A 12,200-nucleotide genomic window follows, 5' to 3' on the forward strand; every position below is an offset into this window, starting at 1 on the left:
CATGTCTGAACGACTTGAAGGCAGAACCCGAGGAGAGGCCTGGCTGTTCCCCTAGCGGGCGAGCAGCGGGCCGAACCGGGCGACGGCGGCGGCGGGATCGTCCTCTCCCCACACTGCCGAGCAGGTGGCCAGAAAGTCCGCTCCGGCTTCGACCAGCGGCCGGGCGTTGGCCGGGGTGATGCCGCCGATTGCCACGCAGGGGATGGTGAACAGGGTGGACCACCAGCTCAAGATGGAGGGCTCCGGCCGATGCTCCGTCTCCTTGGTGCTGGTCGGATAGAAAGCCCCGAACGCCACATAATCGGCGCCGGCCTCCCCCGCTTCCATGGCGAGGTGGCGACTGTCGTGACAGGTCACGCCGATCTGGGCGGAAGGGCCCAGGATGGCGCGGGCTTCGCGCGGGTCGCCGTCACCCTGGCCGAGGTGAACGCCATCGGCCCCGATCCGCTTGGCGAGGGCTACGCTGTCGTTGACGATGAACGCGACCTCCCGCTCGGCACAGATCGCCTGGAGCGGCTCCGCCAATCGGGCGAGCTCATGCTGGTCAACGTCCTTCACCCGAAGCTGGAAGGCGCTGACCAGCCCGGGTTCGAGCGCGGCGCGTAGCCGGTCCGGAAACGCGCCGCCCACCTGCTGAGGGCTGATCAGGTAGAGCCGGCAGGGGCCCTGCCCGTCCGCTTCGAAGCGCTCGGCAAAGCCGGAGAGGTCGGGAAGGTCGGTGTCGTCAGTCATGGCGGTGACCCCCGCGAAGGCGGGAGTTCGTCTCCCAGCCGTCGGCGCCGCTGGAACGTCCAGAGCTGGATTCCCCCCTGCGCGGGAATAAGGGCGTGGTTCCGCACCAGGTCAGGCCGGAACCTTGTCGGTCGAAGCTGCGTGGATCTCGTCGATGGCGCCGCTCAATGAGGTGTTGAATTCCTCGTCGCTCATCTGGTGGCGGAGATCGGAGAGCAGCGCGCGGGAGAAGCTGGCGATCATGCCGGGGTTCTTCGCCAGCTCGCGGCAGGCCTCTTCGCGGCTGAAGCCACCGGACAACGCCACCACGCGCAGCACGCGGGGATGGTCCACCAGCGGCTGGAACAGGCCGGGCTCCGCCGGAATGGAGAGCTTGAGCATGACCTCGCTGCCTTCCGGCAGACGATCCAGGTGGCGCAGGATCTCGTCCTTGAGGATGCGGTCGGAGGCGGCGCGGTCGGCGCTCTTGATGTTCACTTCGGGCTCAATGATCGGCACCAGGCCGTGGCGCAGCACCTGGGTGGCGACCTCGAACTGCTGGCCGACGATCTCGGCGATTCCCGCTTCGTTCGCCTGGTTGATGACCGAGCGCTCCTTGGTGCCGAAAACGCCAAGGCTCTTGGCGCGGGTCAGGAGGGCGTCGAGGTCCGGCATCGGCTTCATCAGCTGAACGCCGTTAGCCTCGTCCTCCAGGCCCTTGTCGATCTTGATGAACGGCACGACGCCGCGCTCGATCAGCGCCTGCGGGGTCGGCTTGCCCTCGACTTCGCCGTCCATGGTGCGTTCGAACAGGATGGCGCCGATGACCTTTTCGCCCGTGAAGCAGGGCGAGGTGATGATCCGCGAGCGCATCTGGTGGATGAGGCCGAACATCTCCTCGTCGTTGCTCCACGCGCCGTCCTCGATGCCATAGCCCTTGAGCGCCTTGGGCGTGGAGCCGCCGCTCTGGTCGAGCGCGGCGATGAAGCCCTGCCCTGCCGCGATCTTCTCGCGCATCTGCTGGTTGTTCATGGTCATTCCCCTCAGTTCTGCATCAGGGCTGCAACGCCAGGCAGCGTGCGCCCTTCCATCCACTCCAGAAATGCTCCGCCTGCAGTCGAGACGAAGCTGAAGCTGTCGGTCACGCCGGCATGGTTGAGCGCCGCGACCGTGTCGCCGCCGCCTGCGACCGAGACCAGGCTGCCGTCCTGGGTCAGCGCGGCCGCGATCTTTGCCAGCGCTACCGTGGCAGTATCGAACGGCCGGGTCTCGAAAGCGCCGAGCGGGCCGTTCCAGACGAGCGTGCGGCAAGTCTTGAGCGCGTCGCCGAGCGCCTCGACCGCGGCCGGCCCGACGTCGAGGATCATCTCGTCAGGCGCGACTTCGTGCACGTTGACGGTGCGGAGGCTCGGCGGATTGGAGGCGAACTCCTTCGCCACGACCACGTCGTACGGGAGGTGCACGGTGCAGCCGGCCTGATCGGCACGGTCGAGGATGCTCTCGGCCTCGCCGGTCAGGTCATGCTCGCAGAGCGACTTGCCGACATTGACCCCGCGCGCGGCCAAGAAGGTGTTGGCCATGCCGCCACCGATGATCAGGTGATCGACCTTGCCGACGAGGTGCCCGAGCACGGCGAGCTTGGACGAAACCTTCGCCCCGCCCACGACGGCCGCGACCGGTCGTTCAGGGTTGCCGAGTGCCTTCTCGAGCGCGGTGAGTTCCGCTTCCATGGCCCGGCCGGCGAAGCTCGGCAGGAGATGCGCGACGCCCTCGGTTGAGCAGTGCGCCCGATGCGCGGCGGAGAAGGCGTCGTTGACGTAAAAGTCGCCGAGCGCCGCCATGGCACGGCTCAGCTCGGGGTCGTTCTGTTCTTCCTCGGCATGGAAGCGGGTGTTCTCCAGTACGCCGATCGAGCCGGCGGTCATGGTGGTGACGGCCCGCTCCGCGTCCGGGCCGGCGCAATCCTCGATGAAGCGCACGGAGCGACCGGTGAGGTCGGTCAGCGGCTTCACCAGCAAGGCGGTGCTCATGTCCGGGCGGCGCTGACCCTTGGGCCGGCCGAAGTGGCTGAGCAGCAGCACGATCGCGCCGCGATCCGAGAGTTCCAGAATGGTCGGAAGTGCAGCCTTGAGGCGGGTCGCGTCGCTGACGGCGCCGTCCTGCATGGGCACGTTGAGGTCCACCCGGACGAGCACGCGCTTGCGGGTGAGGTCCGGGGGGAGGTCGTCGAGGGTCTTGAAGTTAGCCAATCGTCGTTCCTGTAAATCGCTCGCCCTGAGCGGAAGGCCATTAGGCCTGCAGTCGAAGGGCGCCCTTCGACTTCGCTTCGCTCCGCCCAGGACGAGCGGATTTCAACTACCCTACCCCAGCTTCGCCATCGCGCAGGCGGTGTCGACCATGCGGTTGGAGAAGCCCCATTCGTTGTCGTACCAGCTGACGACGCGGACCAGCTTGCCCTCGAGCACCGCCGTTTCGAGGCTGTCAACGGTCGAGCTCGCCGGATTGTGGTTGAGGTCGATCGAGACCAGAGGCTCGTCCGTGTAGGCGAGGATCCCCTTAAGGGGGCCGCTTTCGCTTGCGGCCTTCAGCGCACCATTGACCTCGTCCAGCGTCGTGTCGCGCTTGGGCGTGAACGTCAGGTCGACGAGGCTGACGTTCGGCGTCGGCACCCGCACGGCCGATCCGTCGAGCTTGCCCTTGAGTTCCGGCAGCACCTCACCGACCGCGCGTGCCGCGCCTGTGGTGGTCGGGATGATCGACATGCCCGCAGCCCGCGCACGGCGCATGTCGCTGTGGATCTGGTCCAGGATCTTCTGGTCGTTGGTATAGGCGTGGATGGTGGTCATCAGGCCACGTTCGATGCCAATGACATCGTTCAGCACCTTGGCGACCGGCGCCAGGCAGTTGGTCGTGCAGCTGGCGTTGGAGACGATCGTGTGCTCGGCCGTCAGCTTGTCATGGTTCACACCATAAACCACAGTCAGGTCCGCGCCCTTGGCCGGGGCGGAGATCAGGACGCGCTTGGCACCCGCGTCAATGTGCTTCTGGCCGCCCTCCTTGGAGGTGAAGAAGCCGGTGCATTCCAGCGCCAGCTCGACGCCATGCTCGCGGTGCGGCAGGTTGGCAGGATCGCGCTCTGCGGTGACGGCAATGCGCTTGCCATTGATGACGATGTCGTTGCCCTCGGCGCGAACTTCGCCCGGGAATGGGCCATGGACGCTGTCCCGCTTGAACAGCAGCGCGTTCGACTTGGCGTCGGCGAGGTCGTTGATCCCGACCAGCTCCAGCCCGCAGTCCGGACGCTCCAGGATGGCACGCGCGACCAGGCGACCGATGCGGCCGAACCCGTTGATGGCAACTTTGGTCATCTCATCTCCCTTTGATCAAGGTGGCCGAGGATGCGATCGGTGATCGCGTCCGGCGTGAGCCCGAAGTGGGCGTACAAGTCCTTGGCGGGCGCCGAAGCGCCAAAGCCGTCGATGCCGATGCGCAGGCCATGCAGGCCCGTGTAACGCTCCCACCCGATGGTGCTGCCTGCCTCGATGGATACGCGCAGGATCTGGCGATTGGAGACGTCCGGGAGGATGTCCTCCCGGTAGTCCGCCGGCTGCGCGTCGAACAGCGTGGTCGACGGCATGGACACGACGTCCGCACCGATCCCCTGCGCTTCCAGCTTCTCGGCCACCCCCAACGCAATCTCCACCTCGGAGCCGGTGGCGAGCAGGATCACTTTCCGCTCGCCCGCAGCGTTACGGAGGCGATACGCTCCACGCGCGCAAAGGTTCTCGTCGGCCATTTCGGTCCGCACTGGCTTCAGATTCTGACGTGACAGCGCCAGCAGTGATGGGCCGTCGTCCTGCAGGGCGAGTGCCCAGCACTCGGCCGTCTCCACAGCATCCGCCGGGCGATAAACGTGCAGGCCCGGCATGCAGCGCAGCGATTGCAGGTGTTCGATCGGCTGGTGGGTGGGACCGTCCTCGCCCAGGCCGATGGAGTCATGCGTCATCACGTAGATGACCCTTGCGCGCTGAAGTGCGGATAACCGGATCGCGGGGCGGCAATAGTCGGAGAAGACCAGGAAGGTCCCGCCGTACGGGATCACGCCGCCATGCAGCGCCATGCCGTTCATGGCCGCGGACATGCCGAACTCACGGATGCCGTAGTAGATGTAGCGGCCGGAATAATCCTCCGCCGTCAGCGGCTGCAGTGCCTTGGTCTTGGTGTTGTTAGAGCCGGTGAGGTCCGCCGAGCCCCCGATGGTGGCAGGGATCGCCGTATTGATCACCTCCAGCGCCATCTCGGACGCCTTGCGGGTGGCGACGGTCGGCGGGTTGGCGATCAGCGCATCGACGTAAGGCTTGAGCCAGCGCTGGTCCGCCTTGCCACTGATGCGGGCGAGGAACTCTTCCTTGCGGCTGCTGGCGTTCAGCCGCTGCTCCCATGCCAGGCGGTCGGCCCGGCCGCGTTCGCCCGCCTTGAGCCAGGCCGAGCGCACGTCCTCGGGAATGGTGAACTCGGCGGGTTCGAGACCGAGCTCCTTGCGGGCGGCCTCGACCTCATCCTTGCCCAGGGCCGCCCCGTGCGTCGCGGACGTGCCCTGCTTGTTGGGCGCGCCGAAGCCGATGATGGTCTTGCACCGGATGAGGCTCGGGCGGTGATCGGCCAGCGCCTTCTCGATGGCCTGGCCAACCTTGCCGCCATCCATGCCGTCGCACTCGACGGTGTGCCAGCCCATCGCGGCATGGCGGGCCATCACGTCTTCGTTCCGGCTGAGGTCCGTCGAACCGTCGATGGTGATCTGATTGTCGTCCCACAGGACGATCAGGCGTCCGAGCTTGAGGTGCCCGGCAAGGCCGGCCGCCTCGTGGTTGATGCCTTCCATCAGGCAGCCGTCACCCGCGATCACGAAGGTGCGGTGATCAACCAGTTCGTCGCCATAGATGGCGTTGAGGTGGCGCTCGGCAATCGCCATGCCGACGGCGGTCGCGAGCCCCTGGCCTAGTGGGCCGGTGGTGGTTTCGATGCCGGGAAGCTCGAAGTTCTCCGGGTGACCGGCGCATGGGCTGTGCAGCTGACGGAAGCGCTTGATGTCCTCCATCGTCGGCCGCTCGTAGCCGAGCAGGTGCAGCAGCGCGTAGATCAGCATGGAGCCATGCCCGGCGGACAGGACGAAGCGGTCGCGATCGGGCCACTTCGGATCGGCCGGGTCGAACTTCAGGTGCCGTGTGAAAAGCGCCGTCGCGGCGTCGGCCATTCCCATCGGCATGCCCGGATGACCACTGTTGGCGGTCTCCACCGCATCCATCGCCAGTGCGCGGATGGCATTGGCAAGGCGGCGCTGCGTCGGCTGCATCGGGGCTCCAGAAATCGTTGCAGCCCTGCACCGGAGTCGGGGAGGGCCGATGGGAAGGCCCCTTTGGGCGGTGAGCCGAGAGGCGTCAACCTTCGCGCCGCTTGCGAGCGGCTGCGGACAGGCCTAGCTGCTTCATCATGACGCAAGAGGCACTGGAAGCCGCGCTGGTCCGCGCCGAGCGCGCACTGGCCCGGATCGAACGCATCGCGGAAACGGCGAGCCATGGCCGCGGACGGGACGAGGCTTTGCGCGAAAAGGTCCGGGCGGCGATTGCGCAGCTCGACGAACTCATCCAGAAGGCGGAGGCCTGAGCCATGGCCGAGGTGGAACTCAGCATTGCGGGTCGCAGCTATCGCGTAGCCTGCCGCGACGGCGAGGAGCAGAACCTCCGCCGCGCCGCCGAGATGGTCGACGCCAAGAGCCGGGAGGCGCTAGCCGGGCTGGGCGCCTTGTCGGAGGCGCGCCAGCTGCTGTTCGCTTCCTTGCTGCTGGCCGACCAGATGATCGAGAAGAACGGGGTTACTGCCCCGCCGCCGCCCCTGCCGCCCGATCCCCAGGTGGTTCGCCGGGTCGACGCGCTGGCGGAGCGGCTCGAACGGCTCGCGTCGCACCTTGAGAGTGAGGCCGCGAACGCCTAGATAGGCTCCGACGGGTACTGTCAGGCACGAGCTCTTCGATATCCCTGAGGCTATTCCCGATCCAAGGGAGCTGTCCCTGCCCGGACCCTGGTCCGGATCACATGGTTCCCACCTGACGTTGTTGGCGTCAGAGGATTTCTGAGCAACGACCTTATGGCGGTCCCGTCACCCTCCTTCCTTCCCGACAAGGCCGACTTGCGCAGCGCCATGCGCCAGCGGCGGCGCGACTATGCCGCAAGCCTTGCGCCCGAGACCCGCGAAGCTCTGGAAGCCGCTCTCGCGCAAGTGCTCGAAGCACTGCTGTTCAAGGCGACGGTCGTTGCCGGCTACTTCCCCATGAAGGACGAGGTCAGCACCCTGCCGGCCCTTCGCCGTGCCCAGGCGATCGGCAAGACCGCCGTCCTCCCCGCCTTCGTCGACCGGGACGCCCGCATGACGTTTCGGGCGGGGGAGCCGCTCGATCCGGGACCATGGGGCATCCTTCAGCCGGAGATGTCCGCACCCACCGTCTCGCCCGACCTCGTCCTGGTGCCGCTGATCGCGGTGGACCGCGCCGGCAATCGCATCGGCATGGGCAAGGGGCATTACGACCGGGCCTTGCCCGGTCTGCGACAGGCCGGCGCGACCCTGGTGGGGGTCGGCTGGGACTTCCAGCTGCTCGACGGAGCGCTCCGTCCCGATCCCTGGGACATTCCTCTCGATGCCTTCGCCTCGCCCGGCGGACTGCAGGAGTTCAAGGCATGAATTCACGGTGGCGGACGGTTGCGGGCATCTTCCTGATCATGGCCATCATCATCGTATGGGCCGGGCTGGTCGCGAGCCTGGCCGGGACGGTGAGCCGTTGGCCAGCCCTCGTTCAGGCACTTTTCTATACCGTCGCTGGGATCATCTGGGTGCTGCCGTTGAAGCCGGTCCTGCGCTGGAGCGAGACCGGCCGCTGGCGGGCAGATCGTACCCGGACTTGAAATCCGTTGGTGATTTGCCTAAGTAATACACCTCAGCTTATGACCTTGTCTGCAACTCTCACGCGGCCGGACGTGGCCCGGCAAGCGCTCCATTGGGTGCGCTCCAACCCGCGCTATTCTGCCGCGGGTGCCGTTGCCGCGCTCCTGCTGACCGTGACCGCTGCGGTTGTTGCGGATCCGGCCGGTTCGCTGCCGCGCCTGCTGACGCCGGAGGAGCGGGCGCTGGCCGAAGCGCCGCCGCCCACGCCCGAGCCGATGCTGGTCAAGGCGGTCGCGCCCGACCAGGCCCTGCAGATCAATGCCGCCATCCCGGTTGCCGGAGGACCGAACCCCGCCGCGAGGCCGTTCAACCTCTCGGCCGGCAACACAGCAACCTACTCCCGCGCGCTCGAATGCCTGACGGAGGCCATCTACTACGAGGCGGCGACGGAGCCGACCGACGGACAGCGCGCGGTCGCGCAGGTGGTCCTGAACCGTGTCCGGCATCCAGCCTATCCGGCTAGCGTTTGCGGGGTCGTCTACCAGGGGCACGAGCGCCCGACCGGTTGCCAGTTCACCTTCACCTGTGACGGGTCGTTGAACCGGGCGCCGATGCAGTCCTACTGGAACCGTGCGCGGGAGGTTGCCAAGGCGGCCCTCGACGGCTCCGTCTACGCGCCCGTCGGCAACGCCACGCACTACCACACCAATTATGTCGTCCCTTATTGGGCCTCGTCGCTGGTCAAGGCGGCGGTCGTCGGCACGCACATCTTCTATCGGTGGTCGGGCGGTTGGGGCCAGCCGGCGGCCTTCGGCCAGCGCTATGCTACTTCCGAAGCGGACCCGGCCGCGCTGCGCCGCAACGCGCTCGCCGCAGAGGCCCGTTACGCCGCTCTGGCTCCCAACGACACGGTGGCGGAAGCGAAGCTGAAGCAGGAGCTTCCGCCGGAACTTGCCAAGCTGGTTGATGCGGAGATCGGGCCTAAAGGTCAAACCCGGGTATCGCTGCGCGCATCGCCGGCCGCAAAGGTCGCGGCGCGCAAGGCGACCGAGAACCTCGTGGTGGAGCGGGAGCAGCGCTCGTCGAACCTCGACTGGGCCCTGACCGGCAGCGGTGCCGAGCAGAAGGGCCTGGGCGCTCAGCCCGCGAACACGTCCGCGCCGGCGACAGCACCCGGCGCGCAGTAGCTCTTACGGCTGTCCTCGCGCGAGCCGGTCTTCGGCCCGGCGAGCCGCCATCCGGATCCGGGCCTGCCCGAGCACATGCGTCCCCATCAGCGCGTCCGCGGCGGCCGAGTAGTCCGTAGGCTTGTCCTGCGCCCCGCCTTGCAGAAGTGCGAAAGCACGCTCGAAAGCGACGCAGTGGTCCAGCAGCGACCGCCCGCCGAGCCGCGCGAAGTCCGCGGCGCAAGTGGCGGCATAGCCCTCGGCATCCTTCCACTTCTGCGCCTCGGCATAAGCCACCGCTTGATCGACCGCAGCGGAGATCGCGTCCTCATCAACCGAACTCGGCGGCCCGGGGGTTTGCGGCGCGAGCGGAACCGCCGCACTGCCGCTCGGGCCCGCCGACAGTATCCGGGCGGCACCTGTGTCCCGAGGCAGCCACCAGAGGGCTGCACTCAAGACGGCTGCGACGATCACGACAGGGAGCCAGAAGAGTGTGCGTTTGCGTGCCCGGCGCTTGCGCAGCTGGATGGGACTGGGCGTCGCCGTGTCTCCCCGAAGCAGGGCGTAAGCGTCGTTGATCTCGGCAGCCCGGTTCGGGTCGCCACCCTCACGATCCGGATGGTGGCGCTTCATCAGGCGGCGATAGGCATCCTCGACCGCCTTGCGATCGGCTCCCGGTCCGAGCCCGAGCACGGCATAAGCGGATGCGACGTCCCCCACGCGGCCACCCTAGGGGCTCGCCCGGCACTCGCAAAGATGGGGAAAATGGCGCGAGTGACGGGGCTCGAACCCGCGACCTCCGGCGTGACAGGCCGGCGCTCTAACCGACTGAGCTACACCCGCGCTTTGGCGTGGCGCGGGCACTAGGGGAGGCAGCCGAGCCCGTCAACCGGCTTGTTGCGCGCCCCGTGGAGATTCTTCCTCCTCCCCGTCATCCTCCTCGCCCGCGTGCGTCAGGGTGCCGTGTTCGAACAGAAAGCCCGCGATATCGGGGGTGCCGGCTGCCGCGAAGATGGTCTTGAGGATGATCAGGAGCGGGATGGCGAGCAATGCGCCCGTAGTCCCCCACACCCACGCCCAGAAGCTCAGCGACAGGAGGATCAGCAGCGGGTTGATGTGCACCCGCTTGCCGACGATCAGCGGAGTGATCGCATTCGCCTCGATGGTGTGCAGGCCGATGAAGATCGCCGGCGGCAGGATGGCCTGCCACGGATCCGCGAAGGTAATGAGGCCGCCGACCGCCAGCAGCAGGGCGGACGCGATCGGCCCGAGATAGGGGATGTAGTTCAGCACCGCGACGATGCCGCCCCACATGAGCGGAGAGTCCATCCCCAGCCACCAGAGGATCGCCGCCATCAGCGCTCCTAAGCTGACGTTGATGAGGGTGATGGTGCCAATGTAGGTCGACGTGGCGGCCACGACCTGCTGGATGACCCTGGCGGTGGTCATGGCCCCCTCGAAGCTGCCGCGCCGGGTGATCGTGCTCTTCCGCATCGCCGTCCAGCCCGACAGGAAGAAGAAGATCACGAGCAGGGCGAAGAACAACTGGATCAGGGCGTGCGGAGCCGACGTGGTGAGCAGCCCGAGCATCGAGTTCGGGGTTTCGATGCGCACTGTGCGCCCACCGGTTTCGGACGACGGCAGCGCGGCGAAGATCCGGTCGATGAACCGCTCGAGCGACTGGTAGAGGTTCAGGACGGGCTCCAGCGCCTCGCGGACGCGGTGGATGCGTTCCGGAAGCAACGCGACCCAGTCGATGGCCGGAATGACGATCGAGAGAACCGCGAATGCGGTGATCGCCAGGAAGATGATCACGCACAGGCCGGCGGACAACGCGGACGGTACGCCGCGCCGCTCGAACCATTCCAGCAGCGGGACCAGCGCGATGGCGATCACCAGCGCCGCCGTCACCGGAAGGAAGAACTCCGCCCCGGCCCGCAGTGCGAACGGGAGCGACACGACGAAGCCGGCCCCCGCAATGAGGACCAGGGATGCGAGCAGGCGGTCGCGCTTGATGGCGATGGCTTCGGCAATCGCCGACGCCTCGTCGTGCAGCTCGTCGCTGTCCTTCCGGCTTGCGGGAACGTCCATGAGGAACGTCATATCACGCGCACGGCCGGGTGCCAGCGCTGTTCCGTGATGGTGCCCCCGGTCCGACTCGAACGGACACGTCTTGCGACAATCGATTTTGAGTCGATCGCGTCTACCATTCCGCCACGGGGGCCCGCCGCCTGACTAGCGGCGCGCGCCCGCGGCGGCAATGGCTTCGCTCAGGCGAAGACTTCGTGGAGGTTGTCGGGTCCGTACGGGTCAGGGCCGTAGCGGTTTGAGCCCTTGGTGCCGGGGAGGAGCGTGAACACGAACACCACGAGCGCCAGGATAAGGCCGATGCCGAAGAAGATCATGCCGACGCCGAAGCCCCCGCTGGCAGCAATGCCTTCCGGATTCGTGAAGACCGCAGTGCCGATCATTGCGAAGCCCAATGCGTAGGGCACGACGGGCGCGAGCAGCCACCAGCCGGTGCGATCGATGTCGTGCAGCCGGCGCACCCCGACAGCAATGAAGGGGATGATCAGCACCAGCGAGGCAAGGCTCAGAACCATCCCAAGAATGGCGCTGATGTTGGTTATGATGTTCAGCAGGACGGACAACACGATGTAGCCGAGGTAAAACCACCAATATTCGGCCCGCGGCGATCTGCCCGAAAACTCCGCGAAGCGCTTCAGCGGGCGCATCGCCCAATCCATTGGCGTCATTCCATTTCCCCCTTGTTGAGACGCGCGAAGCTAACACCTTCTTTCCCGACCGCAAGCCGGGGAAAGGACAACCGTGATCGCGCGTTGAACTGACATGCGCCTGATGGTCCTGCTTGCTCTTGTGCCCCTCTCCGGTTGTGCAACAGCCGTGCTGCTTCCGGCCGACAGCGGGTCCGAGTTCAGTCCTATCGACTTCTTCGAGAACTCGTCACGAGGCGTCGGCACCTTCCACCGAGTCTTCGCCGCACCCGCTCGCCTTGAGGTGGCAAGCACCGGTACTCGTCGCCCGAACGGAGAGCTCGTGCTCACCCAGCGCATTCGGCAGGGTGGAGACGCTCCTCGAACACGGACATGGACCATTCGTCCGGTCGGTCCCAACCGCTACACCGGAACCCTGACGGAGGCGGTAGGACCGGTGCACATCACCACCGACGGCCCGCGTGCGAGCGTGCACTATGCCATGAAGGATGGCCTGACAGTTCGGCAGCAACTCGCACTGCAATCGGACGGCACCCTGCTCAATCACCTGGAAGTCCGCAAATGGGGCCTTCGGGTCGCCAGGGTGAACGAGAGGATTCGCAAGCTTCCCTGACGCTTGCGCCTGCGAGCCGCGCCGCTATCCACAAAGCGG

The 12,200-nt window shown here is 66.8% G+C and carries 14 protein-coding genes and 2 tRNA genes; 6 read left to right on the top strand and 10 right to left on the bottom strand.

Annotation, left to right across the window (positions count from 1 at the left end):
* Positions 1-51: 51 nt before the first annotated feature.
* The 5 genes from thiE to tkt form a co-directional block, all read right to left on the bottom strand.
* Positions 52-732: a thiamine phosphate synthase gene (gene thiE, locus JT720_RS08385; protein WP_205480756.1), complete on the bottom strand. Its 681-nt coding sequence runs from the start codon at positions 730-732 to the stop codon at positions 52-54.
* A 111-nt stretch (positions 733-843) separates the two neighbouring features.
* Positions 844-1,743: a fructose bisphosphate aldolase gene (locus JT720_RS08390; RefSeq protein WP_205480757.1), complete on the bottom strand. Its 900-nt coding sequence runs from the start codon at positions 1,741-1,743 to the stop codon at positions 844-846.
* A gap of 11 nt (positions 1,744-1,754) precedes the next feature.
* On the bottom strand, positions 1,755-2,960 hold the full coding sequence (locus JT720_RS08395; protein ID WP_205480759.1) for a phosphoglycerate kinase: 1,206 nt from the start codon (positions 2,958-2,960) through the stop codon (positions 1,755-1,757).
* 111 nt (positions 2,961-3,071) lie between these two features.
* Positions 3,072-4,079 carry a type I glyceraldehyde-3-phosphate dehydrogenase gene (gene gap / locus JT720_RS08400; RefSeq protein WP_205480760.1) on the bottom strand — a complete coding sequence of 336 codons (1,008 nt, stop codon included), beginning with the start codon at positions 4,077-4,079 and terminating at the stop codon, positions 3,072-3,074.
* Complete coding sequence (gene tkt, locus JT720_RS08405) at positions 4,076-6,064, bottom strand: transketolase (protein WP_205480761.1); 1,989 nt, start codon at positions 6,062-6,064, stop codon at positions 4,076-4,078. The genes gap and tkt overlap by 4 nt, the downstream gene beginning before the upstream one ends.
* A 137-nt stretch (positions 6,065-6,201) precedes the next feature.
* Here tkt and JT720_RS08410 point away from each other — a divergent pair, with 137 nt between their 5' ends.
* The 5 genes from JT720_RS08410 (at position 6,202) to JT720_RS08430 (ending at position 8,834) form a co-directional block, all read left to right on the top strand.
* Entirely contained in the window at positions 6,202-6,375 is a 174-nt protein-coding gene (locus JT720_RS08410; protein ID WP_205480762.1) for a hypothetical protein, read from the top strand.
* Positions 6,376-6,378: 3 nt separating this feature from the next.
* Positions 6,379-6,702 carry a cell division protein ZapA gene (locus JT720_RS08415; protein WP_205480763.1) on the top strand — a complete coding sequence of 108 codons (324 nt, stop codon included), beginning with the start codon at positions 6,379-6,381 and terminating at the stop codon, positions 6,700-6,702.
* Between the two features lie 153 nt (positions 6,703-6,855).
* Positions 6,856-7,446 carry a 5-formyltetrahydrofolate cyclo-ligase gene (locus tag JT720_RS08420; protein WP_205480764.1) on the top strand — a complete coding sequence of 197 codons (591 nt, stop codon included), beginning with the start codon at positions 6,856-6,858 and terminating at the stop codon, positions 7,444-7,446.
* Positions 7,443-7,667 (top strand): DUF2842 domain-containing protein, encoded by a 225-nt coding sequence (locus tag JT720_RS08425; RefSeq protein ID WP_205480765.1) that lies wholly within the window; start codon positions 7,443-7,445, stop codon positions 7,665-7,667. Before JT720_RS08420 ends, JT720_RS08425 begins: the two co-directional genes overlap by 4 nt.
* A gap of 45 nt (positions 7,668-7,712) precedes the next feature.
* Positions 7,713-8,834, top strand: a complete 1,122-nt coding sequence (locus JT720_RS08430; RefSeq protein ID WP_237220040.1) for a cell wall hydrolase — start codon at positions 7,713-7,715, stop codon at positions 8,832-8,834.
* Positions 8,835-8,837: 3 nt separating this feature from the next.
* On the opposite strand, the gene JT720_RS08435 is transcribed toward JT720_RS08430, so the two are convergent.
* The 5 genes from JT720_RS08435 to JT720_RS08455 all read right to left on the bottom strand — a co-directional run bounded on the left by JT720_RS08435 (position 8,838) and on the right by JT720_RS08455 (position 11,569).
* Positions 8,838-9,533 (bottom strand): DnaJ domain-containing protein, encoded by a 696-nt coding sequence (locus JT720_RS08435; RefSeq protein ID WP_205480767.1) that lies wholly within the window; start codon positions 9,531-9,533, stop codon positions 8,838-8,840.
* Between the two features lie 46 nt (positions 9,534-9,579).
* Positions 9,580-9,656 (bottom strand) — tRNA-Asp (locus tag JT720_RS08440).
* Between the two features lie 42 nt (positions 9,657-9,698).
* Positions 9,699-10,904, bottom strand: a complete 1,206-nt coding sequence (locus tag JT720_RS08445) for an AI-2E family transporter (RefSeq protein ID WP_237219832.1) — start codon at positions 10,902-10,904, stop codon at positions 9,699-9,701.
* A gap of 49 nt (positions 10,905-10,953) precedes the next feature.
* Positions 10,954-11,037: transfer RNA gene (locus JT720_RS08450), tRNA-Leu, on the bottom strand.
* Positions 11,038-11,083: 46 nt separating this feature from the next.
* Positions 11,084-11,569, bottom strand: a complete 486-nt coding sequence (locus tag JT720_RS08455) for a DUF805 domain-containing protein (protein WP_205480770.1) — start codon at positions 11,567-11,569, stop codon at positions 11,084-11,086.
* A 103-nt stretch (positions 11,570-11,672) separates the two neighbouring features.
* On the opposite strand from JT720_RS08455, the gene JT720_RS08460 reads away from it, so the two are divergent.
* The gene (locus tag JT720_RS08460; protein WP_272873199.1) at positions 11,673-12,161 is read left to right on the top strand and encodes a DUF3833 family protein; all 489 of its coding nucleotides are present in this window, start codon (positions 11,673-11,675) and stop codon (positions 12,159-12,161) included.
* Positions 12,162-12,200: the final 39 nt, after the last annotated feature.

Source organism: Sphingomonas arenae, assembly GCF_016924655.1.
GTDB classification, from domain to species: Bacteria; Pseudomonadota; Alphaproteobacteria; order Sphingomonadales; family Sphingomonadaceae; genus Sphingomicrobium; species Sphingomicrobium arenae.

What these genes read in the sequence shown, in the direction of transcription:
- thiE (WP_205480756.1), bottom strand. Translation starts at nt 732, where the DNA reads ATGACTGACGACACCGACCTTCCCGACCTCTCCGGCTTTGCCGAGCGC.
- JT720_RS08390 (WP_205480757.1), bottom strand. Translation starts at nt 1,743, where the DNA reads ATGAACAACCAGCAGATGCGCGAGAAGATCGCGGCAGGGCAGGGCTTC.
- gap (WP_205480760.1), bottom strand. Translation starts at nt 4,079, where the DNA reads ATGACCAAAGTTGCCATCAACGGGTTCGGCCGCATCGGTCGCCTGGTC.
- tkt (WP_205480761.1), bottom strand. Translation starts at nt 6,064, where the DNA reads ATGCAGCCGACGCAGCGCCGCCTTGCCAATGCCATCCGCGCACTGGCG.
- JT720_RS08410 (WP_205480762.1), top strand. Translation starts at nt 6,202, where the DNA reads ATGACGCAAGAGGCACTGGAAGCCGCGCTGGTCCGCGCCGAGCGCGCA.
- JT720_RS08415 (WP_205480763.1), top strand. Translation starts at nt 6,379, where the DNA reads ATGGCCGAGGTGGAACTCAGCATTGCGGGTCGCAGCTATCGCGTAGCC.
- JT720_RS08420 (WP_205480764.1), top strand. Translation starts at nt 6,856, where the DNA reads ATGGCGGTCCCGTCACCCTCCTTCCTTCCCGACAAGGCCGACTTGCGC.
- JT720_RS08425 (WP_205480765.1), top strand. Translation starts at nt 7,443, where the DNA reads ATGAATTCACGGTGGCGGACGGTTGCGGGCATCTTCCTGATCATGGCC.
- JT720_RS08445 (WP_237219832.1), bottom strand. Translation starts at nt 10,904, where the DNA reads ATGGACGTTCCCGCAAGCCGGAAGGACAGCGACGAGCTGCACGACGAG.
- JT720_RS08455 (WP_205480770.1), bottom strand. Translation starts at nt 11,569, where the DNA reads ATGACGCCAATGGATTGGGCGATGCGCCCGCTGAAGCGCTTCGCGGAG.
- JT720_RS08460 (WP_272873199.1), top strand. Translation starts at nt 11,673, where the DNA reads ATGGTCCTGCTTGCTCTTGTGCCCCTCTCCGGTTGTGCAACAGCCGTG.